The organism is Bradyrhizobium huanghuaihaiense, from assembly GCF_007830635.1.
GTDB classification, from domain to species: Bacteria; Pseudomonadota; Alphaproteobacteria; order Rhizobiales; family Xanthobacteraceae; genus Bradyrhizobium; species Bradyrhizobium huanghuaihaiense.
In genome coordinates, this window is record NZ_VLLA01000017.1 from 49,908 (window position 1) to 73,226 (window position 23,319).

The following is a 23,319-nucleotide window of genomic DNA, read 5'->3' on the forward strand; positions in this document are numbered from 1 at the left end:
GGAGGGCTATCGTGCTCGCGACGGAGACTTGGCCTTGGGCTACCAAAGCGGGCTCCTGGCGCGCTCGCGAGATTCTTTCGGGGCGGGCCGGCGCATCTGGTCCAGGGCGCCCGCTCATTGCGGTCGGAGGCGTGACCAGGATTTGGCGGACCGCGACGATCCTCTTAGCGCTCACCACCCGTCGGACGATCATGTTGACCGATAGCTATTGCCGCGAGCACCGTCCGATTGCTGATTTCAAGTTTTTGAAAAATGTTGTGTAGGTGCACTTTGATGGTGCCGACGGAAATGGTCAGCCGTCTCCCGATTTCCTTGTTCGACAATCCTTCGGATACCAGACGCATGATCTGGCGCTCGCGGTCTGTCAGAGCCGTCGTCATCTTGTCCGAATTCGCGCCCTGTTCCTGCGATTGGATCGAATCGGATGGCATCATCGGCAGCAGACTTCGGTCATTGGCGATGTGCCGCAAGGACTCCACCAGCGCCTCTGGCTCCGTATCCTTCAGGACGATGCTGCAGGTAAAGGGGGCCGCATCCAAGAGCATTTCGCAATCTTCACTCGAGGCGAAAAACACCAAATGCATCGAACGATTTTCTGAATTGACGGAAAGACCCATCAGCGCGGCGAGCTCGGGCATCGCGGGATCAACAATCGCGATGTCGGGCGCCAAGTGACGAATCGCCTGGATGCAGCTTGCAGTGTCGCTACAAGATGCAATGACGTTGAAGTCAGCTGCGGTACTGAGCACGTTGCTCAGTCCCTGCAGGACGACGGGATGCCGGTCTGCAATGACTACATTAGTACGTCGCATTGGGCGCTCCTCAGCGTGACGCCCCCAAAAACTTTAACGCCGTTAACGTGCTGCTATTTCCCAAGGCGCAGCACCGATCCCTCGAAATTTCTTCCAATACGACCAATATCCATGTCGCAGTGCAAAATTAGATTGGCTTAGCTCGCTCTCCGACGCTCACGCGGCAATCTGCGCTTCCGATGTCCGTAACGCTCCTGAGACTACACTGCCGCCGGCCAGAGCGCTCCGAAATTCGGTCGCAGACCGGATTCGCACGGGGGCGGCATTGGCGACCGAAGCCCGACGACTTTCCACCTTGAATAAACACGACCGTGTAATTCACGCATAGACTGCGGAAAAAAGCAACGCTGCGAGCCGGGCTGAGGAGTGGGCGGCGCCTGCACACCTATAACGAAGGATATATAGGGCTATCGCAAATTCGCATCTAACATTCTTAAAGGCTTCAACAACATGGAGGGATATAGTTTTCCGGACGATGCTGCGTTCGGAGTACTGCAAATTCACTAGTTCAAAAGTGTGCAAGCAGGGCGGAGATGACCACTAACAAGGCCTGTTCGCCCGTCGCGAGATTACATTGAATTAATTTTTTGTTGTGTCAGTGCGTTGGACGGAGGGTAAAAATGAGGAGGCGTCAAATTTACGGAATGGTGCTTCTCGGAAAGAGCGTTTTAATCCGTGAAGGTATTGCCAGAATATTGCACAAGGCAAATTTTCGCATTGCCCTGTCTGCTTCGAGCTCTGAGGAGTTGCCAAGCTCCCTTCAAGCTGAGCAACTGATGTTTCTCATCATCCACAGCGGTGATGATTTTGGCCTCGAGATAGCGCAGATCGGACATTTGAAAGATCGCTATCCCGACGCGCCCATTGCAATCGTGTCGGACAATTATCGGCCGGTCGAGCTTGCCTCCGCATTTCGCGCAGGCGCCAATGGCTACTTCGTCAACGTCAATTCGTGCGACGCCTTCATCAAGTCGGTCGAACTCGTGACGATGGGCGAGACCGTCTTCCCGCCTGCGTTCCTGTGGTTCGCTCTTGACGGGAATCGTGAACGCGAAGGCGAATCCACGCAATGCGACCAGAACGAGCACGCGATTCTCGTTGCTCCAGAGGACGCGATCTCGCCGCAGCTCTCTCCGCGCGAAAGGGCAATTCTGTCTTGCCTCATTGAAGGCGATTCCAACAAAGGCATCGCTCGCAAGATCGATATCGCCGAGGCCACTGTGAAGGTCCACGTCAAGGCGATCCTGCGAAAGATACGAGTTCAGAACCGGACTCAGGCCGCAATCTGGGGAATGAACCACGGATCGCAGGTGCGAGCGTCAAACAACCACGCGCCGGCAGCCATCGATGCAGGTGCAGGCGTCGTGACTCCACTCAAGATGATCTCCGAGACGGATCATCTCAATCAGACGCCTCCCTTGGTCCCCCAGTCTGATCACGCAGCGACGACGCCTATCGACGGCCGGATCCGCAAGGGCATCGATCGAGGGTCCGGCGCGGCCGTGCGGTTGTACAAGTAGTCCTAGGGGGCCGGAGACGACTCCCACCATCGGAATGCTCCCATTACGGGTGCAAGCCGCGACATTTTTCGTCGATTTCACGACAGGCATCCCGGCAGGATACCTTTCCTGCCGCCTTCGCGCGACAGCATGCGGACAGTGTCGACGTCCCCCTTGTCGGGACGTCGAGCATCGGCGTTGCGAGAACTGGCCGCCTACTTAACGCTCCCGCAGCGCCTCCTGCTTATATTTCGCTAAGGGCCAGAGAAGGGAGCTGATGATCCTGGGCGCGCCGGTATTGATCTCGACCGTCAGCGCCATGCGGGGACCGAGTTTGACGAGCTTGTCCTCCCACCAAACTCCGGTGGAGTGCCGCAGGGCAGCGTGCCCAGACCAAAATGCACTCGCCTGCTGAGCACTTCGCCCTCGTCCAAGTGACGGATCAGAGCGACAGTCCCGCTAGGCTCATGGGCGCGCTGGCGGCTTTAAACTGGTAGCGCCGCGGCTCAATGGACCATCCTAGTTACCTATTTATTGCCTTTCCCAACCAGTGAGGTGGAATGTACTGATTCAAGCGCAGATGAGCGACTGGGTCGTAGAGTGCCATGGGTTATGCGTTCTTCACCGATTTGCCGGCCTCTACACAATTTCCGGCACATTTAGTCGACGGCGGCAGGGCGGCCCCACCAAGCGTCGGTAGGGGCCGGCTAGTTGCCTCGTGCGACTTCATCTGCTGCATCTTCCGCCAACCGACGATCGCCTTATCGACATATTTAGCTTGGTCATCGTCGCGAAGCCTCAACTATCAGCGCTGGTGCGAAAATGGTGCAGACCAATAGAACGGATAATTGGGTAAATCGGGACAATATGCCGCCTGACTTTCGTCCGGCACCCACCATGTCCCTGGTAGAAGTGCTAGCCTTCATACGACGACATCTCTCGATCATATCGCTGGCAACCTTGGCAACGCTTGTCATTGCCATAATTTACCTCATTACCGCGGCACCCACGTATACGGCGAAGGCGGAACTCGTGGTGGACTCGAGAGCGGTCGACCCTACCTCGGTGTCAACGATCGTGGAAAGCCAGATCAAGATCATAACGTCTGAGAGCATCGCCAACGCTGTGATCGAAAAGCTCGGCCTTGCTCAAGATCCGGAATTTGAGGCCAGCCAAGCCAGCCCCCTGCACAGCATGACCAGATCGATATCCCGTCTGCTCGGCTGGAGTAAACTGGAAACGAAAGCTAATGCGGCGCGGTATATTGTGGAATCGTTCCAACGCAAGCTTTCGGCCAAGCGTCTCGGCGCTACGTATCTTGTCGAGATTACCTTCGACTCCAGAGATCCCGATCGAGCGGCGCAGATCCTAAACGCCGTCGCAGAAAAATATATTACCCGTCAAATGGACTATGCCGGCTTACGAGATGATTCGTGGATCAAGGATCGAATGAACGAATTGAGCGCTCAAGCATTAGCTGCCCAAAAAGCATTGGAGGATTTCAGTAGAAACGGGAAAGATACAGCGGATTTCGCTGCTACTAACGATAGACTGGCAGTCGCTGCTGAATCATCCAAAAGCGCCTATGATAACTTTCGCCACGTGCTGCGTAAGATGGAAGCCACGCGACAACAATCCTTGCCGGTGTTTGAGGCGAGTCTCATCAGCGGGGCGTCGCCTCCTTTGAGGGCCAGTTCGCCAAAAGCCAAAGTCGTACTTGGAGCAGCGATTGTTGCGGGAGCGCTTCTTGGCATCGCTATCGGAATACTGCGCGAACTGTCCGAAGTTCTCGCCATCGGGCGGGAACCTCGTCTAAGCGCACAAGACGACTGGATCGATCGACCTATTCCGGACGTGCTACGATCCGATCATCAATCTGAAATATCGGCAAAGACAAGGCCAGCGCGCCTTACGGGTTCGGGGTGAGCGCGATCTCGCGGCTCCCCATGGAGACGCCCGACCCCGGTGACAGGTTCAACCTATTCGATCGCGTGGATCGCCTGCATTCCAAGGGGCTCTCAGCTTGGCCGCTCACTCGCGACACCTTTATCGTTTTTGCCGGAGTCCAGCGGCGCGTGCTACTGTCCCACTAGGCTCGGGGTGTCAGGTGCGAATTCTCTCGATAGGTTTTACATACCCGATCCATTGAAGGATGATAACTATCCGATTGGCGGCTGGATCATCCAACTTTCAATATGACTTCGCGCATGCGACTGACGACGCCCGGCTAAGATTTGCCGAGGATGACATACCGGCGCCTAGCCCGGAGCATCTACGCGGCCGATCTCATTCGGCCGGTTGGTTGCCGTCTCCGAAGTTCGAGGTCGACGACGTCGCGATATCTTCATCGCTGCGCACGGCAAGTTCGGTCGCAGAGCCAACAAGCGCGCTTCCTACCGTTCGCGCAGGACGTCATGCTCGTACCTGGCGAAGGGCGAGAGTATAGCCGATGATACGGCGGGATCCGGTCTTGACGACCACCACCGTGACCGCCAATGCCCGGGCCGAGATCGGCGACGCGATCCTGTGGGACAACCACGGCGAGCACCTAGGCCGGCGTGACGACGTCCCCCACCGTATGCACCGCAAGCTGCTGGACGACGCCGTCGACGGGGGCCACGAGACCCAGGAGCTTCGTTCGCCGCTCGGCCTTGATCTCATCGTGGGCGACGCCGGGAAGTTCGCGAGCGGATCGCCGCCGTCGAAGAGTATTGCCTGCAACCTCGCGACGTCGAGCCGAGCGGCGATGAGGTCTGCCTTGACATGCCCCTGTCGTGGTCGGATCGAGCTCGATCATGTCGACTGAGACGCGCGCCGCATATTCCAGCTCGGCGATATCCAGACCGATTGTGATAACTTTTGACACGGACGCCTTCCTTAAGTGGTGCTCAACACCTCCACTTTGGCATTTGGCACATCGATTCCGTCGGGCGGGGCTTCCACCCCCATCATAAACCCGCGCCCCTGGCCCGCTGGTCGAAGCCCGTAGAGGACTCGTTGCCTATTGCGAGACACGGTTCGCGACCGCGGGCGCTTTTACTTCGGCGGTGGACCGCGCATCGGGAATTACTCCCGCAAGCCCCCTAATCCAATTCAAATGCAGAGCTATAGTCCTGCCTGAGCGCAGTATCTTGCTCTGACTTTTTGAGCACGCAATTGCCGACCACGAGCAGGTCGAGTTCACTTCCCATGAAGCATCGGAAAGCGTCTTCCGGCGTGCAGACGATCGGCTCACCGCGTACGTTAAAAGAGGTGTTGACTAGCACCGGGCATCCTGTGAGCCGCTTGAATTCGGTGAGCAGCCGATGAAATTTGGGATTGGTGTCGCGGCTCACCGTCTGGATACGCGCGGAATAGTCGATATGGGTCACGGCCGGAATTTCCGAGCGCGACACGTTGAGCTTGTCGATGCCGAACAGCGCCCGCTCGTCCGCGCTCATCGCGCGCCGCTTGTCCTTCAGGACGTCGGCGACGATCAGCATATAGGGACTATCGGAGTCGAGCTCGAACCAGTCCGCGACGTCCTCCCGTAACACCGCGGGCGCGAAGGGCCGAAAGCTCTCGCGATATTTGACTTTCAGGTTGAGGTTCTTCTGCATGGTCGGTGAGCGGGGATCGCCAAGGATCGAGCGCGCGCCAAGCGAGCGCGGGCCGAATTCCATGCGGCCCTGGAACCAGCCGACCGCGAGTTGGTCGGCAAGCGCCTTTGCGGTGGTCTTGATGACAGTATCTTCGGACAGCACGTCGAAGCGCGCGCCCACCTCCTTCAGCCTGCGTTCGATTTCGCCTTGTGAGTAGTGAGGCCCGAGGAACGCGCCCGACATACCGTCGGACGACGCAGGAATGCGTGGGTTGCCCTTGAACTGGTGATAAGCGGCGAGCGCCGCCCCAACCGCCCCTCCGGCGTCACCCGCCGCCGGCTGGATCCAGATTTTGTCGAACTTGCCGTCGCGCAGCACCTTGCCATTGGCGACGCAGTTCAGCGCCACGCCGCCGGCAAGACACAAATTGCGCGCACCGGTCTTCTTCGCAAGACTCCGCGTCAGGCGGAGCACCGCCTCATCAAGCACGGCCTGGATAGAAGCCGCGACGTCCATGTGAAACGAAGTCAGCAATTTGTCGGGCGTGCGCACCGGCGCGCCGAACAGCTTTGCGAACCGCTCATTGGTCATGGTGAGCCCGGTGCAATAGTCAAAATAAGACATGTCGAGCCGGAACGAGCCATCCGGCTTGAGGTCAATAAGATGGTCCAGAATCAGCTTGGCGTATTTCGGCTCGCCATAGGGGGCGAGCCCCATCACCTTGTACTCGCCGGAATTGACCTTAAAGCCGGTGTAATACGTTAGCGCGGAATAGAGCAGTCCCAGCGAATGGGGAAAGTGAATCTCCTGAAAGATCTCGAGCTTGTTGCCCTCGCCAATCGCAGCCGACGTCGTCGCCCATTCGCCGACGCCGTCCATGGTCAGCACCACCGCCTTCTCGAAGGGCGATGGAAAAAAGGCAGACGCCGCGTGGCTCAGATGATGCTCGGTGAAAAGCAATTTGCCGGACGATATCTCTTCGTCAAATGGCTTCAGTTGCTTGCGTAGCAGGCTCTTTTGAAACAGCTTTTCCTTGAGCCAGAGCGGGATCGCCATCTTGAAGGAAGAAAACCCTTTTGGCGCCATCGCGATGTAGGTCTCGAGCAGCCGTTCGAATTTCAGGAACGGCTTGTCGTAAAAGGCGACGTGCTCGATCTCGGAGAGCTTTGCGCCTGCGGCATCCAGGCAATAGCCGACCGCGTTGTGCGGAAACGAGGCATCGTGCTTCTTGCGCGTAAAGCGTTCCTCCTGCGTGGCCGCGACGATGCGGCCGTCCTCGACCAGCGCGGCGGCGCTGTCGTGATAGAATGCGGAGATGCCGAGGATGCGCATAGCCTTAGAAAACCGTGTAGATGAACGGCGCGAACACCGTGCCCTGGGTCAGCACGACAAGGCCGCCGAACACCACCATCATCACAAAGATCGGCAGCAGCCAGAATTTCTTTCGCACGCGCATGAAGCGCCACAGTTCGGCAAGAAAATCTATCATCAGAACTGATCTCTCATGGTTTCAGGCTGAGGCCCCGGCGCGCGCGCGATCCAGTAGGTGTCGGAAGCCGGTTCCCGCTTCAGCCGCAACAGGTCCTTGCCCCGCATGCGCACGATCAGGCCCGTGGGCAGGATCGCGCCGAACAACAACAGTCCCATCACGATCGGGTTGACGATCTTGTGCAGGACGAGACCGAGCATCATCCACAGAATGTTGAGCGGATGAAGCCAGGAGGGCTTGAGCCAGCCCGCCGCCGCAAACAGCACGGCGGCCAGCAGCATCCCGGGCCACAGCCGGCCATGATGCCAGCCGTTGAAGAGGCTTAAGACGGCTAAAGCCGCTGCCATCACAAGGCCGAACGTCCGGTCCGATCCGGGGGGCGCCGCTTCGTCCCGGACAAAGCTCTCGTGGGTTGACTGCTTCATTCGACTATCAAAAGAAAGCGCTGCCCGTGCGTCCTCGAGATAACTGTCCCAAAACTTCGCCGGCACGTCCTTGCTTCGCCATACCCGCTTTGCGGCGGAGGTCGATTGATCCGAAAGCCTTGATTGCTGAGACTCGTAAATCCGACGGCCAGCTTCCTCGAGAATAGAGTCAATGCGCCATTCACTCACGAAAACCTCGCCCGTTCTCGTCCTGGCAACAAGCTGGAGTATTTCGTAAGCCCAGAGGCGGCTGCAAGGGGACTAACGAGGTACCCCCCTGAGGTTAGCCGCTTCGGCATGTGGTTTTCGCGATAACAGTCGTCCGGTTCGTTCCGCCGAACGTTTGAACCTCGGGCACGGCTAGCTTGAGTCGTCTCCCGCGCCGGTCCGGCGCATTGGAAGAAGAGTGCAACCCGACTCCTGAGGGAACTCTAGTTTGAAAGCCGGTGTGGATTTTCGCAGCCGGTTATTCGCCCGTGCGGATCAACCGGTAGTGGCGTTGCAGGCAGCGATGTTCACCGCAAAATGCCACCGAAGTCGCTGGGCGTACCTCACCCTGGGTATGGTCGCTCGCCCTCAGGATACGGTATAAATTGCCGATAGGTCGCTCATCGTTGCATCGCGATTTCACACGATCCTGGCTGCTTCCAACCGCGTGTTCGAGTTTGGGCTATTCCGGATTGAGCCGCTCGCCCCCGTATATGTCTATAAGATTCCGCGCGGGAGTGTGCGAGGAAATTGGGGAGCCTCAGAGATCGTCATCAGAGCTGAAAGGAGCTTGAGAGGGCGACTAGGTGCCCGTCGTCGCGCGGTCATCGATAACGGGCCATGCCCACGTTCGGAACGGGGACTCGTCAACAGTCGGTCGGACATAGAAGGAGGGGACATGAAAACCAAGGAGAGTCTCCTAGGCGGCATAACAGTTGCAATTGCTGTTATTGGTTTTTTGGCGGTAGCGGAATGTGTTCTTCGCTTCCTTCCTGTGAGGACTTCGCCACCTATCGTTCCAGTCACGCAAATCGATCCAGTGTTTCGCTTCACGCCTAACCGTTCCTTTGTGTTCTCAAAGGACTGGGACCTCGCCATGGTCAATTATAGCCATACCAATAACGATGGATGGGTGAACAAGCTCGACTATCGAAAAGAGGACCCGCTGCCGCTGATCGGTGTCATCGGGGACTCATACATCGAAGCCCTATCTGTCCCGCCCGATAGTACCGCGCAAGCCCATCTATCTGAATCCCTCAAGGAACAATTTCGAGTTTACAGCTTTGCCGCATCAGGTGCGCCTCTGAGTCAATATGTTGTCTGGGCCGCGTATGCAGTTCGAGAATACAAAGCGAAGGCGCTGATCATAAACGTTGTTGGGAACGACTTTGACGAAAGCCACTTGAGCTATAGTCAACACGTCCCCGGTTTCTGGATTTATGTTCCAGAACCAAGCGGGGAACTCCGCTTGCAATTGCTCGAACATCACCCGGGCGCAATGCGTTCTTTTCTAAAGATGAGCACTCTTGCACGGTACCTCTTCCTTAATTTGAATGTTAAGGAGGCGCTATTGAATGCGAAATGGGGAAGCTTTGTTTTTGGAGAGCACTATCGTGACCCAAAAGTTTATGCGGGTAACACGAGTGCCAGTCCGGATCCTGCGCGAATAGAGGCGTCTATTGCAGCGATCAACGCGTTCTTTCGAGATCTGCCGAAATATACTGGCCTCCAACCAGATCGCATTGTGTTTACGATGGACGGGTTCCGATATCCGGATGCTGCGAACGCTGGCAAAGGAAGCTACTACGATATTATGAGAACTTTGTTTCGCAAGACGGCGGAAACGTTGGGCTACGAAGTGATTGACATGGATCCCCTGTTCTTTGCTGATTTTCAGCTTCACGGTGGTCGGTTTGAGTATCCAAGAGATGCTCATTGGAATCCGACGGCGCATGCCATGGTCGCGAAAGCGATGCTTTCCTCGAAACTCATTGGTCGGCTTCAATGCTCTCTGGACAATTCGTGCGAGGGTGAGCGCGGTAACGACCAGGCTTCTGCCGAGGGTCGTGTCCCCGGCCAAGCTGCTCGCGAGCCGCGCCCTAAATAGCGCCGCGGCGGGCGAGCGTCTTCGCAATCGATCATCGTTGGTTCGCCCAGTAAGACCGGTTGCGATGTCAATCTCATTCGAAGAGGGACCTGTGTCTACGAAAACCTGAACCCGGGCGTAGCGCTATGTGAAAACGGCAAGACGCCTGAGCGCCATAGAAGGAATTCTTCTTCCAAGACCGTTCTGGGGCTCAAGCCCCGGAAGCGTATGAGGTCAGCTGTACCTCTAATGGCGGTGCAATAGCGGACCTGACCAGAGTCCCGAGAAGGGCCGGTAGCAGAGGAAAATTTCCGGACAGGTATCACGTCCACGTGCCGAGCAGTCATGATCGAATATCCTGCTGAACGGATCGACTACCGCGAGCAAAGATCGGGGCCGACAATTCTTTTCGTGCCCGGACTCGCCGGACGACGTTTCGATTGAACGGGAGATCGACGTCATCGAAGCAGTCTTCCAGCGCACCAAGAGCCCTGTCCCTCGACCCGGCGGCGCGCTGGATGGAGGCGCACGGCGGCCAAGCCTTTTTCGCCTACTCGACGAACTAGCTGGTCGACATCGAGAACGCGCCAAGCGATCAGAAGGTGGATGAAGTATCTCCTCTTTGGAAGGGAAGTAGTGCAGCCGGATCGACATCGGCCGGTTGCGCGCAATGCTCCTCGATGATGCTCCACTTCGTCTATCGCTCCCGCAGCGCCTCCTGCTTGTATCTTGCCAGCGGCGAGAGAAGGTAGCTGATGATTCTGCGCGCGCCGGTCTTGATCTCGACCGTCACCGCCATGCCGGGGCCGAGCTTGACGAGCTTGTCCTCCACCTGCATGTGCGTGCGATCGAGTGAAACGCGCGCCGCATATTCCAGCTCCTGGCCTTTTGGCTCGCTGCTGCCTTGCACGGTCCCTAACGCACGGTCGTTCGATCCACCCTGCCTGTCGCGCGTGATGGCATCTGTCGACACGCTCAGCACATCTCCAGAGAGAAGCCCGTAACGCGTGAAGTTGAACGTATCGATCTTGATCTCCGCCTTTTGCCCGGGATGAACGAATCCGATATCGCGGTTGGAGAGCATGGCCTCGATCTCAAGCTGGCTCTCGGTCGGAACCACGATGGCCAGGGCCTGCGCCGGCGTCACCACGCCTCCCACCGTGTGAACGGCAAGCTGTTGCACCGTGCCGTCGACCGGCGCGGTCAGATGCTGCAGCTTGGTGCGGCGGTCCGCCTTGACCACTTCCTGCGCAGCGCTTGCCGCCTTCTGCTCGGCTTTCGCAAGTGCGTCATAGGTGGTACGACGATACTCCGCGGCAGTCCTCTCTTTCGTTTCCTTCAGCAAGGCGATCGCAGCGTCGGCTTCGCGGAGCCGACTCTGCTGCAGCACCAGATCCTGTTGAAGCCCGACCAGTTCTTGGTACTCGGAGAGATAGACAACCTTCGAGGCCAGGGCCTTGTCGACGAGACCTTTGCGAATGTCGACCCGCTCCTGCAGCACCGGTATCGTCGCCTGGAGCTTCGCCACGCTCGCCGATGTGGTCGCCCGCTCCGCTTCCTTCTGACCTTGCTGGCGCTCGATCTCTGCGAGCTTGGCGCTCTGTTCGGCGCGCTGGCTGATCAGAAACTGGCGATGCATCTCGATCTCCGCGGCACTAGCGCCCTGCGGTGGTCGAAAAGCGGCGAGCGGATCACCGGTGAGCGCTGCGCGCAACCGCGCGACGTCGAGTTCCGACGCAACCAGATCGCTTCTCTGGCGCTCCTGATCGGCCTCCGTCATGGTTGGATCAAGCTCGATCAGAACGTCGCCGGCCTTGACGCTCTGTCCGTCGCGTACGTGGATTGCGCGGACGACGCCCGTCTCGAACGGCTGGATCAGCTTGGTACGGCCACCAGGCACGATCTTGCCCGTCGCGGTGGCGACGATATCGACGCTGCCCAACGACGCCCACAACAGCGCGATGCAAAAAACCGCGATGATGCTCACCCCGATCGCGCGACCGATCGGAGACGGCGGCGATTCGGTGATCTCGAGCGCCGCAGGCAGAAATGCGATCTCAGGCTCCCGCCGTCGAACCTCGGCTCGCGGAAAGGGGACAATATTTCGGCTAGCGGACATCATGGATACCGGCCTGCAAGTAGTGGAGATTTGCGTAGCGTCCGTTCGAGCGGACCAGCTCATCATGACTGCCGTCCTCGACAATTCGGCCGTGCTCGAGTGTGATGATCCGGTTCGCATTGCGCACGGTCGAGAGCCGATGAGCGATGACGAACACAGTCCGGCCCGCGGCAATCCGTTTCATGTTCTGCTGGATGGCCCTCTCGCTTTCATAATCAAGTGCACTGGTCGCCTCGTCGAAGATAAGAATGCGCGGGTTGGTAATGAGTGCGCGAGCGATCGCAACACGCTGGCGCTGCCCGCCGGATAAAGTGCTGCCGCGTTCGCCCACGACGGTGTCGTAGCCCTCCGGCAGCTCCAGGATGAAGTCGTGAGCGCCGGCGAGTGAGGCCGCCTCGATGACGCGCTCCATGGGCATGGACGGGTCGGCGAGCGCGATGTTCTCGCGAATCGAGCGATTGAAGAGCACGTTCTCCTGCAACACCACGCCGATCTGGCGCCGAAGCCAGGTCAGGTCGGCGGTCGCGAGATCAACGCCATCGACCAGCACGCGTCCGCTCTCCGGCACGTAGAAGCGCTGGATCAGCTTGCCGATGGTGCTCTTGCCCGAGCCCGAAGAGCCGACAATACCGATGACCTGGCCGGGCTCGACGCCGAAGGACACATCGTGCAGCACCTCGGGGCCGTCGGCGCGGTAGCGGAAGGTCGCGTGCTCGAACACAACCTTGCCGCGGATCGGCGGCAGCGCGGCGCGAGCCGAACTGAAGCTTGGCTCGGGAATGGTGTTGAGAATGTCGCCGAGACGATCGACCGACAGACGGGCCTGATGGAACTCCTGCCATATCTGCGCGAGCCGAAGCACCGGCATGCTCACCCGCCCCGCCAGCATGTTGAACGCGACCAGCTCGCCGACGCTCAGATCGCCGCCGATGACGAGCCTGGCGCCGAAGTAGAGCGTTGCGGCCGTGACCAGCTTGTTGATCATCTGGACGGCCTGGCTTGCCGTGTTGTTCAGGCTGAGCACGCGGAAGCTCGCGCCGACATAGCCGGCAAGTTGCTCCTCCCAGCGGCGCTGCATCTGCGGCTCGACCGCCATCGCCTTCAGTGTCTCGACGCCCGTGACGCTCTCGACCAGGAAGGCTTGGTTCTCCGATCCACGATTGAACTTCTCATCGAGGCGCCGGCGAAACAGCGGCGCGGCGCCGGCGGAGATCCCGATGTAGAACGGGAATGAAGCCAGAACGATCAGCGTCAGCGGTGTCGAGTAGTAGAACATCACCGCAAGGAAGACGACGGTGAACAGGAGATCGACGACAAGCGTGAGCGCCGAGCTCGTCAGGAACTGACGGATGTTCTCGAGCTCACGAACGCGGGCAACCGAGTCGCCAACGCGGCGCGTTTGAAAATAGGCGATCGGCAGCGCCATCAGATGACGGAACAGCCGCGCGCCGAGCTCGACGTCGATACGGTTCGTCGTGTGCGCGAACAGATAGACGCGCAACGTGCCGAGGACGGTCTCGAACAAGGTCAACGCGACGAGGCCTGCAACCAGCACATCGAGCGTGCTGATGCTTCGATGCACCAGAACCTTGTCGATGACGACCTGGAAGAACAGCGGGGCAACGAGCGCAAAGACCTGAAGGAAGAACGAGGCGATCAGCACTTCGCCGAGAAGGCCGCGATACTTGTGAACCGCGCCGAGGAACCAGCCGATATCGAATCGTCTGGAGAGATCCGTCAGAGCTGCACGTCGGGTCATCAGGATGATGTCACCGTCCCAGATCGCCTCGAGCTCGGCCTGGGTCATCGATTCAGGTCGGGAGGATAATGGACGCTGAACGAGGAGCGTGTCGTCGACGACCTTGCCCAGGATCAGGAAGCTGCCATCGCGCAGCGCGGCGATCGCCGGCAACGGCGTGACGGCAAGCCTGTTCCAGTTCGACCGTTGCGCACGGGCCTTGAGGCCGAATTCCCTGGTGCAACGCAGGATTTCGGTCACACCGACGCGCGAGGTGCCCATGCGATGGCGAATTTGCTCCGGGTCGGCGGCAACGCCATGGCAACGCAGCAATATCGCCATTGCGATAAGTCCCGACTCATCGCCGTCCACAGGCTCAGGACCGGGCTTCTGAACGCGCGTATCGCGACGAACGAAGGGATATGCCCGCATCAGGGCGTCTCCGGCGCGGACAGCCACGTCGCGCGCGTGCGCGATCACACCGGCAAACGCCTGATGCGCCCGGTCGGCGAGGCTTTGAGATCCGCTCAGGATCAGTCGGCCGTCCCAGATCTCCTCGAATTCGGCGCGCGGCATCAACTTCGGCTGGGTCGCGGTCGGATGCAGAACAAGCGCGGCGTCTTCCTCGACCTTCCCGAGCAGCAGGAAGCCGCCATCACGCAGCCCTGCGATTCCGGGGAGGCTGATGCCTGCGAGTTGTTTCCAATGTGTCGTGCGCGAAGCGACCTTCAGTCCGAAATCGCGGGCGCAGCGAAGCATCGCACGGATGCCGATTGCGCTGTCTCCGCAACTGTCGCGGAGCTGGTCGGGCTCGGCGTTTACGCCATGAAGGCGCAGAAACAGAGACAGGGTTCGAAGCCCGAGGTCTCCGGCATGGGCATTTCCATTCTGGATCGCCATTTAATACTCAACCCTTCGCGGCTACCGGCCGCGTATGATGTTCCTTCTCATGCATTCCAAAACATTGCGGGTGCCGCACCCAGGCGCGGAGCCTGGGTGCGGCTTGGCCTTAGTGTTGCGGTCTGGCCAGCAACGCGTCGTGCCCCCAACCGGTCGCTTGCGACACAGCCGCCACGATCTGACCGGGATCCACCCGGCCGGTGTGAGCGGCCAGATACTGGTTCAGGAGCGCAAAGCTCTGGCTTGCCAGCGACGCCATCGTGCTCCCGGTGGCAGACGGATGATCCGCCGCCATGACCGGATGGGCAGCGGTCGTTGCCAGGCTGCTGCCGGCCGGATCAAAGTGCTGCTGGAGCAGCGCAAAGGCCCGGCTTGCCAGGAAGCCCGTGTTTGCAGCCGCCGCCGGCTGATGATCCGTGGGCTCGATCGTCTGCGAGGTCGTCGGGGTCACGGCCGTCGTGGCGGCAACGGGCTGCTGATCCGTCACTGCGTGATGGCCGTGCGACGACGTCGTTGTAGTCGCGTCCCTCGCAGGTCGGGGGTCCGTCACAGTGATGGTCTTTGGCGCAGCGGTCGCAACGGCACCGGTTGACGGATCCGTCGCGCTTGCCGTCAGCGTAAGTTCCGCAACCGGATGGCCGCCGCCCCTGTAGGTGGACGTCAGAGTCAGCCCGCTGTTGACCTGCGCGGCCGTCAACGTGATGTCTCTTCCGCGGAACGTTTGACCGTCGAGCGCGTCAGTGATCGATTCATATTTCGGCAACCCCGTGATGTGCAAGGCCACGCGGTCGTTGGAATCGGTCGTTGTCACCTTCGTCCCGAGATCGACCGTACCGCCTCGACCCGCCACCCAGAGCGAGTCATCCGCAATGGTGAGGACAGGCGAAATCACGGAGGGAGTCGACGGCGGCGTGGGCGTCGTTGGCGTGGTGGGTGTGGTCGGCGTCGTAGGCGTCGTGTCGATCTGCAAACCGGTGAACGTCTTCACCGCGCCCGAGAGGTTGGCCGCAAGGCCGCCCGTATCCTTGATGCTCGCGCCACTCGGAATGTTGACCCCGGTGATGGCGAGCGCCGAAGTCGTAGTGTCGGTCGACGCGACGGTCGTCTTGAACGTGAGTGAGTTCGTCCCCGAGCCGCCGACATAGGTGGCCTTGGCGCCATCATTGAGCGACAGCGTCGGGGTACCGGTGACGGTCACGGCCTCGCTGAAGCCGAGTGTCATTGTGACGGTATCGCCGACATGCTCGACTCCCGTCCCCGGTGAAGCGGAGGCCTGCGTCACCGTCGGCGCAACGTTGACGGGGGCGGTCGGCGTCGTCGGCGTGGTTGGCTGCGTCGGGTTGGCGGTGCCCCCGCTCACCGCCTTGAGCATCGGAAGCATCGTATTCATGTCCCGACGGAGGGCGTCCATTGTCGCCGCATCATAGGCGTTCGCCTGGGTGCGAATGGCGGTCTGGGTGCCTCCGTCGTCGATGACGTAGGCGCCGTATTGCTGGAGCGCGCGGAACACCTCCTGGCCGAGCGTCGAAAGGCCGGATGGCATCGACGTCCCGGGCGCAATGGCCAGAAGCTGCCCTTCCTGCATTATGCCGCTGGAACTGCGGCCGTCGGTGGCAATGGCGGGGGAAACATAGCCTGGCTTCAAGAGCGAGGCCTCGACGGCAAGCTGCAGGGCATGATTGATCGTGCCCGTGTCCGTCTGTGCCTGGACCAGGAGCCCTCCGAGCTCGCTCGAGCCGGCCGCAGTGATGCCTGCGCCCTTCCCGGAGCCGCCCCAACCGGTGCCCGTGACCACGTTCGCCTCGCCATACGCCACGGCGGTCGCGGTCGTGGTGCTCGTGCGGTGGAATTGCCAGAAATTGTAGGCGATGTCGCCGTCGACGATGACGACCGGTCCGTCCGTGCCGATGCCGCCGGTCCCCCCGGCCGGAGCATGGACGCTGACGGTCCCGCCGGGCCATCCCCAGCTGGCGGGAACAGACACCTGCACGACTGGGTCCGACGACGAAGCGACGTAGACTGGCACGTTGCCCCAGCCCACGTCGTAGTTCCATCCGGTCGCGGTGGGCCAGTTGAGCGACGTATATGTTGCTCCGGTCGGAACCTGCTGGTTCCAAGCGGAGGTCGACGAAAACGGAGTCGATGACAAGTTGAACGACATGCGTACCTTTCGTTCTGCGTGAGTCTTTGACGTTGACAAGGGAATTCCACTGCCGCGCATCACGAAGGCGCGCGACATACCACGTGCTCGCAACCTCAGGCCGCGAGCGGATTCCAACGCATCACAGTCTCGGACCGCGAGCGGATTCCAACGCATCGCGGTCTCGGACCGCGAGCGGACTCCAAAGCAGTGGGATTTTTGAAGGTGCCCCCCGACTGCTGGGTTGGTTGGTTAATGAGCAAAAATGGCGAAAAAACTTTCAAAGTGTGATTCATACTCAAGTATGTAGCGCCCGGAAAACTACGCGCCTCTATCGCGCAACGTATTGAATTGGTTGGTTCAAGACACGCGCACCCGATTTTTCTGTCAGCTTGTATCGCGTCGGAGAGTACAGCTTGGTCCGATGCCAGCGCGGAACCTCGCGTAGGCGAGCACATCAGTCGCAGCTTCCTGGGCGAACGGTGGCGATGGAAGCGGAGACGACGCGCCGTGTGCTCTTGCCCGCATGCGCCAGCACGTTTGCCCGCATACGCCAGCATGTTGCGCATGAAGTGCAGGTGGCAATGCTGCGCCTACAAGCATGCAATGTGGCGTCGTTTGTCGATCTGTTTGGAGCAAGGGGCAAGTCCACCGATCGGCGGCATGGCGGAGTCATCTTGCGACCGAACAGATTGCCGCTCCAGGGTGACCCGTAAGGATTATTGCGAAGGCTGACCTCAAGTACGATCTGGAAGTTGAGCGCGTTGCCGGTGACCTGCGCCCAGCAATCGGAAGAGAAGCGAACCCGGTGACCTACCAAGTCGTGCGGCACGCGGCGGCGGACCCGCCCATCGGCATCGGTCCACCAGGATGCAGTCAGGTGACCTCGTCAACTTCATCGTGGGCTAGGAGAGCAGCCGTATCTCGCCTGTCCCACCGCGCGAGCCGATCGCCACGATCTCAGGCTAGGCGAAACGAGCGGCCACATCGAATGGAGGCGAGTGCGTTGACGAAGCTGATGCCTGACTTATGTGGCGATCCAGCGTCCACGCATGGAGCGTCTCAATGAGATTAGCGCAGCACAATGCGATTTACGATCGCATTAAAACACGCGGACAAGAACTGAAGGAGGTGGACAAAATCCACGTCAGCGTTCCAGGCTAATTGCTTCCGCTCTCAGTGAGGATTCGCATCGGCTGGTGTCCCTGCACGTGCGCGCCTCGGCGCCAGCGTCGTATAGGCGGCGAGGAGGGAACGCTTTTCGAGCTCCCACTGAAATGCGCCGTAGGCACGCTCCCTGCCGTAATTCCGCATACGCTCGCGCCCGGCCTCGTCCTCAAGCAGCGCCACGATTCCTTCGCCGAGCGCCCGCGGCGTCGGCTCCGCCACCACCAGGCCAGCGTCGCCTGCATCAACCCTCGCCTGTGCCAAGTCGAACAGGACGAACGGTAGCCCGAGGGCCATGTATTCAAAGACCTTGATCATCGACATAACCACGTTGCAGGCATTGGGCGGATCCGGAACGACGCCGATGTCGCAAGCCGCCAGCATGGCGGGAAGCGGATCGCCCGAAATGTACCCGGCAAATTCGATATTGTCGGTAATCCCGAGTTCGCTTGTGAGCGTCCTGAGCCGACCTGCCTCCGGCCCGTCGCCGATGATCAGGCAGGCGATATCCGTTCGATGCAGGCGCTTGACGATGTGTTCCATCGCCTTGACCAGGAGGTCTACACCGTCCTGCTCGGCCATCATTCCCACGTAGCCGACGAGATATCGACAGTCCCGCCTGACCGACAGTTCGGGCTTGACCCGGCTGAAGCGCCCAAGCTCGGGGACGCTTCTGACAATCCAGACCCTGTCTGGCGGCATCCCGCCTCGCTCCACGGCCTGCCGCTTCAGGGTAGGATTTGTCACGAGGCTCCCGTCAGCCGAGCGAAACGTCCAGCGTTCAAGCAGGAGCAGGAGACGATAAAGGAAATCCTGGCGGCCGAACTTGACCTCATAAAGTTCGGGCGCGGGATCATGCTGATCAAACAGAAATTTCTTGCCAAAGAAAACTTTGTAGAAAAGCGCAATCAAAAAGATCAAATCCGGTGGATTGCACGCATGAAGAATATCGAATCCATGCCTGTACAACACCTTCAACGAGAGAACGAATTGCCAAAAAAGGGCGACGGTATATTCGAGAAGATAAGTCACGGCGCCCGAGCCTTCCACACCCCGTGGATGGCGGTAGATATGCACACCGTCCATCTGCTCGTATCCCTTGTCATATCCCCTTCCTTTGGGACAAATGACCGAGACGGTGTAACCAGCCTGGTGCAGCGCTGTGGCCTGCGTCCAGACCCGGCGATCGGCCGGCACCGGCAGGTTCTCAACGATGATAAGGACCGCGCCGGTCGCATCACCTGCCGCGGATATGTTCGCTGAGAGAACCATTGCGCCTACCTCGGTCAGAGGGAACACGGCAAGCTTTATGCGCGGACTGGGCAGCTTGAGGAACGAGAGGTCAAGCTGAAGCGGCGGCCGCGCTCAGCCCTGACAAGTCGCCGCTGCAGATGTTTCGCGGGAGCTTTCCTGGGTTGAGCACCGGGTTCCCCATGGGCCGGTTATAATATTCTTCTGAACGATTTTGGCCGGATTGCCCATTACGATGGATCCCGCTGGCACATTTTGCAAAACCACGCTGTTTGGTGACACAATGCAATTATTTCCGATTTGAATTCCTGGCATTATTACTGAACCCGCTCCGATCAGGCAGTTGTCGCCAATAAAAACGTCCTTGTGCTTTGTGTTTATGAAATCATGAGCAAGTATTGCAGATCGAAAAGCAACCGCAGTATTCTTACCAATGTGTATACCCGTAGGATTTGTCTTATCTAGTTTTGCGCTAAGCGAGATGCGCGTCCCCTTTTTTATATCCATTTTCCAAAAATAAACAAAATACAACCGCCTCAATTCATAATTGAGCAAAGCTAACTTAGATCTAACCCGCGAGATCATCGGCTTTGGCATATTATCACTCCGAACCATACTTACTGTCGCAATTGTCGCGCGCTCTCTAGGATATCCTATTATCTTTCAGATCGTGCCCGCCCGGCGACCCTCCAGCCTAATGCACGGGATGTGGACATCGCGTCCGCCGTGTCAGACGGACGCTGCGGAGCCATTGCTCCAGCACGAGGATGCTAAATAGCATCTTGTGGTGGTCGGCCCGGCCTGCCTCATGGTCACGCAGCATGGATTGCACCGCAGCCGGCTCCAAGAACCGGTAGACCTGTGACTGCGGATCGGCCAAGTATTGTCGGATCCCTCCGTCGAGGGATTGTCGGAACCACCCATCGACCACATTCACCGCAAATCCGCGCTTCTTGCGATGGATGATTTCCGACGACAACAGCCGCTTGCACACTTCGCGATGAAGCCACTTGCGGATGCCATGACGCACCTTGAAGGACGCGCCCAATTGCTGGACGTGCTCGACCACTTCACGATCGAGAAAGGGTACGCGAACCTCGAGGGCGTGCGCCATGGACAGCTTGTCGCCATACATGAGCAACTCGTCCGGCAGCGACGAGCGCAGCTCGAGTAACTGAAAGGCGTTCAGGTCGTCCAGGTTTTCGAAGGCCGGCCGGTATTCCTCCCAGCAGCGGGCCGCCACGGCAGCTTCCCCGTCAGCGATCAGCTCGGGGCGAAAAAGCCCCTGCATCGCGTTGTCCGAAACCAGGGAGAATATCTGCTGGAAACGACGAAGCCGGTCGGGCTCGTGCAGCGAGTAAAGGCCACGCTTGATCGTATCGTTGCGCGGGAGGGCGCGCGCGAGTGCGGCACTGGGTGTCTGCAACCAGGCGGGCAGCGCGCGCCAGGCGGCGCCATAGTGCACGCCTAGGTGTCGGGTGTATCCGCCGAACAGCTCATCCGGCCCTTGGCCGATGAGCGCCACCTTCACGTTTTCACGAGCCCGCTGGCAGACGAAGTACATGGGCACGATCGATGACGAGGCGACCGGTTCCTCGAGAACGTCCACGATGCGGGGCAGGACGTCTCCAAACGTTTCCCGGGTGAGGTGAACCGAATTGTGCTTGGCCCCGTAGGTCCGGGCCGTTTTGGCGGCATCCTCGAGCTCATCATCGGCGAACGACGAACCATACCCGACGCTGAACGTGTGCCAGTCGCGGCCATAGGAGCTCATCAGCGCCAGCAGCAGGCCCGAATCCAGGCCGCCGCTGAGCAGCAGTCCGAGCGGAACGTCGCTGATGAGATGCCGCTTCATGGCCGCCCTGTACAGCTCGATCAATTTTTCCGCCGCCTCCTCCGGGCGGGGCTGCGGGGCGAATGGCTCCGGGACGAACTGGTAGTAGCGCGAGACGTGCACCTGGCCATTTTCGACGACGAGTTTTTCACCCGAGGCGAGCTTCTGGATGCCCTTGAACATCGTGCGCGGGGCCGGCGTATAGCGATAGCGCAGAAAAAGAGCGACGGCTTCGGGATCAACGCCCGGCGGCTCGCCTAGAGCAACACGGACCGGCCGAATCTCCGAACCAAAAGCGAGCGATCCGTTGCGGATTGCGTAGTAGACCGGCTTGATGCCCATCGGATCGCGCGCCAGCAGCAGCCGGCGCTCTCTCACGTCCCAGATAGCGAGGCCGAACATGCCGTTGAAGCGGTTCAGCACGGCGTCACCCCACTGCTTGTAGCCGTGCACGATCACCTCGGTGTCGCAGTTGGAACGAAACACGTGGCCGTGCCCCTGCAACTCCTGCCGGAGCTTCTGATAATTGTATATCTCTCCGTTGAAGGCCACCCACACCGTTTGGGCTTGGTCAGACATGGGTTGGTGGCCGGCGGGTGACAGATCGATGATCGCCAGTCGGCGGAAACCCAAGCCAAGATTCCCGTCCAAATGCTGACCGGCGTCGTCGGGGCCGCGGTGGATGATCGTGCCCATCATCGCTTCGATGGTGGAAGCACTGACGGGTGCACCGCTGCCGAAGTTAAACTGCCCGCAGATGCCGCACATGGTGGAATCCTTTGGCTGCTCGATCGCCTCGTCAACGACAAACCAGGAAGACAGAAAACACTCTCGCATTGTCTGGTCGAGATTGCCCGGTTCGGCGATTATCTCGCCCGCGCCTGCGATCCGCCGCCCGGCAACACCGTCATTTAGCGAGGGCCGTTACGCCTATCGACATTGCGCTGGGCACCATTATCGGAGGAAACACTTGTAGGTAGTTGAAAGCTTCACCGGATGGATGCGCGAAATATTTTCGCCAATACCTTTCATATGGCGGGTTTCCCAAATTGTTTCTTCAATCCCCGCGGTGAAGCGTTCGTCGGCGACGGCGTGCTGTTCATCGACGATCGCCATCGGCGCGCCCGCGCCAGCCTTCCGCTCCTGCAGCTTCACGAAAGAACGCGTTCGTACAAAGATTGTATTCGCCTCGCGACCGTTGCAAGCGAAAGTTCATGGACCGCGGCATAGCCACCGGAAAGACGCTTTCTACGGACCAGCACCTTCTCTGCAGCTTCCGCGATAGAAGTCGGCTCGTCAGACACGATGTAACATCCTTCGAACTCTTTAATTCGCTCGGCCACATCGCCAACATCGACGGAAACAATCGGTAGATTGCAGGCAAGAGCTTCTTTTACAATGTTCGGAGAACCCTCATGAGCGGACGTTAGCAGCAAACAATCGACGGCGTTCAGGAAGCGCGCGACTTCTTCCTGAGGTCTCTTATCAAGTGTGACCAATTGGGCAGATGGATTGGATTTTCGAACCAACTCAAAAGCGGCTTCGGCGAGCGGGTATCTCTTATAACCCCCTGCCGAGGGCCTGCCTGCAAATAGGACGTGCTGCTCGTCTTCCTTTAGACCCACTTCGTGCTTAGCGACCGTTCTGGGATAGAAGACATCAAGATCTATCCCATTGGAAATGATGGACGTTGTTTTGGCGCGAAGATATTTTGCAAGGCCGGCACTCTTCGCAATATTGTGAGCCGTCGCACACGACAATAAACGGGAGAATAGTCCGTGCAACACTCGATTCGAGAATCGATATTCTCCCCGCTCGTTGCAATCTCCATATACGTCGTTGCCCATAAAAGACACAACGAGTGGCAGGGTAGTAGCGAATCTGGCTGTCCAGCCTGAGTACATATAATGCGCATGAACGATATCGTACTGCCTCGAACGCACAGCCTTCCGTACTTCAGCAATACCCTTAATATATTTGCCAATGCCTGTGCTCTTGAGCAGGCAAACATCAACATCAATCCCACGCTTCGCTAGCGACTCCACTTGAGTGCGGATGAAAACGCCCGCAGACGGATTCTGTGCAGTAGGGTACGCGCCCGTAACATGCAGAACAATCAACGCAGCTTGCTCCTTGTGGCCTCCGGGAATGGCCATTCGCTCACCCGGCGCACGTCAAAAACCCCGTTTGATGGCCAAATAGGAAATCAGATCCAGCTCGACTATCGCAATCCCGCACATAGCGACCAATGCTTCTCAACAGGCTCCAATTACGGTCGTTCGATCAATCT

Annotated in this window: 16 protein-coding genes; 4 read left to right on the forward strand and 12 right to left on the reverse strand. The window is 59.1% G+C overall.

Translation table 11 applies throughout. The features are described from left to right. Positions 1-164: 164 nt before the first annotated feature. The gene (locus tag IQ16_RS28815; protein WP_018642984.1) at positions 165-812 is read right to left on the reverse strand and encodes a response regulator transcription factor; all 648 of its coding nucleotides are present in this window, start codon (positions 810-812) and stop codon (positions 165-167) included. 776 nt (positions 813-1,588) lie between these two features. On the opposite strand from IQ16_RS28815, the gene IQ16_RS28820 reads away from it, so the two are divergent. The 3 genes from IQ16_RS28820 (at position 1,589) to IQ16_RS46330 (ending at position 5,117) form a co-directional block, all read left to right on the forward strand. After that, positions 1,589-2,332 (forward strand): LuxR C-terminal-related transcriptional regulator, encoded by a 744-nt coding sequence (locus IQ16_RS28820; protein WP_244635881.1) that lies wholly within the window; start codon positions 1,589-1,591, stop codon positions 2,330-2,332. An 801-nt stretch (positions 2,333-3,133) separates the two neighbouring features. After that, positions 3,134-4,237, forward strand: coding sequence for a Wzz/FepE/Etk N-terminal domain-containing protein (locus IQ16_RS28830; protein ID WP_080648056.1), 1,104 nt, complete (start codon positions 3,134-3,136; stop codon positions 4,235-4,237). A gap of 544 nt (positions 4,238-4,781) precedes the next feature. Beyond that, positions 4,782-5,117, forward strand: coding sequence for a hypothetical protein (locus tag IQ16_RS46330; protein WP_208751646.1), 336 nt, complete (start codon positions 4,782-4,784; stop codon positions 5,115-5,117). Between the two features lie 277 nt (positions 5,118-5,394). On the opposite strand, the gene IQ16_RS28840 is transcribed toward IQ16_RS46330, so the two are convergent. Genes IQ16_RS28840 through IQ16_RS28845 form a run of 3 tightly spaced genes read right to left on the reverse strand, consistent with a single transcriptional unit; the run spans position 5,395 to position 7,995 of the window. Next, positions 5,395-7,224 (reverse strand): carbamoyltransferase family protein, encoded by a 1,830-nt coding sequence (locus IQ16_RS28840; protein WP_018642990.1) that lies wholly within the window; start codon positions 7,222-7,224, stop codon positions 5,395-5,397. 4 nt (positions 7,225-7,228) lie between these two features. Then, positions 7,229-7,381 (reverse strand): DUF5989 family protein, encoded by a 153-nt coding sequence (locus tag IQ16_RS45250; protein WP_018642991.1) that lies wholly within the window; start codon positions 7,379-7,381, stop codon positions 7,229-7,231. Beyond that, positions 7,381-7,995, reverse strand: coding sequence for a hypothetical protein (locus IQ16_RS28845; protein ID WP_244635882.1), 615 nt, complete (start codon positions 7,993-7,995; stop codon positions 7,381-7,383). The genes IQ16_RS45250 and IQ16_RS28845 overlap by 1 nt, the downstream gene beginning before the upstream one ends. A gap of 697 nt (positions 7,996-8,692) precedes the next feature. Between IQ16_RS28845 and IQ16_RS28850 the strand changes: the two genes are divergently transcribed. Continuing rightward, positions 8,693-9,901 (forward strand): SGNH/GDSL hydrolase family protein, encoded by a 1,209-nt coding sequence (locus IQ16_RS28850; RefSeq protein ID WP_145831887.1) that lies wholly within the window; start codon positions 8,693-8,695, stop codon positions 9,899-9,901. 676 nt (positions 9,902-10,577) lie between these two features. Here the strand turns inward: IQ16_RS28850 and IQ16_RS28855 are convergent. The 8 genes from IQ16_RS28855 to IQ16_RS28895 form a co-directional block, all read right to left on the reverse strand. Then, the gene (locus IQ16_RS28855) at positions 10,578-12,002 is read right to left on the reverse strand and encodes an HlyD family type I secretion periplasmic adaptor subunit (RefSeq protein ID WP_018642994.1); all 1,425 of its coding nucleotides are present in this window, start codon (positions 12,000-12,002) and stop codon (positions 10,578-10,580) included. Then, positions 11,989-14,637 carry a type I secretion system permease/ATPase gene (locus IQ16_RS28860; protein WP_018642995.1) on the reverse strand — a complete coding sequence of 883 codons (2,649 nt, stop codon included), beginning with the start codon at positions 14,635-14,637 and terminating at the stop codon, positions 11,989-11,991. The genes IQ16_RS28855 and IQ16_RS28860 overlap by 14 nt, the downstream gene beginning before the upstream one ends. Positions 14,638-14,746: 109 nt before the next feature. Next, a complete protein-coding gene (locus tag IQ16_RS45855; protein WP_018642996.1) occupies positions 14,747-16,798 on the reverse strand; it encodes a hypothetical protein in 2,052 nt (683 codons plus the stop codon). 1,155 nt (positions 16,799-17,953) lie between these two features. Further along, positions 17,954-19,216: a glycosyltransferase family 4 protein gene (locus tag IQ16_RS28870; RefSeq protein ID WP_018642997.1), complete on the reverse strand. Its 1,263-nt coding sequence runs from the start codon at positions 19,214-19,216 to the stop codon at positions 17,954-17,956. 93 nt (positions 19,217-19,309) lie between these two features. Then, positions 19,310-19,792, reverse strand: coding sequence for an acyltransferase (locus IQ16_RS28875; protein WP_208751647.1), 483 nt, complete (start codon positions 19,790-19,792; stop codon positions 19,310-19,312). A gap of 97 nt (positions 19,793-19,889) precedes the next feature. After that, positions 19,890-21,866 carry an asparagine synthase (glutamine-hydrolyzing) gene (gene asnB, locus IQ16_RS28880; protein WP_020607874.1) on the reverse strand — a complete coding sequence of 659 codons (1,977 nt, stop codon included), beginning with the start codon at positions 21,864-21,866 and terminating at the stop codon, positions 19,890-19,892. A gap of 117 nt (positions 21,867-21,983) precedes the next feature. Continuing rightward, positions 21,984-22,184, reverse strand: a complete 201-nt coding sequence (locus tag IQ16_RS28890) for a hypothetical protein (protein WP_018642999.1) — start codon at positions 22,182-22,184, stop codon at positions 21,984-21,986. After that, the gene (locus IQ16_RS28895; protein ID WP_018643000.1) at positions 22,181-23,185 is read right to left on the reverse strand and encodes a glycosyltransferase family 4 protein; all 1,005 of its coding nucleotides are present in this window, start codon (positions 23,183-23,185) and stop codon (positions 22,181-22,183) included. The genes IQ16_RS28890 and IQ16_RS28895 overlap by 4 nt, the downstream gene beginning before the upstream one ends. Positions 23,186-23,319: the final 134 nt, after the last annotated feature.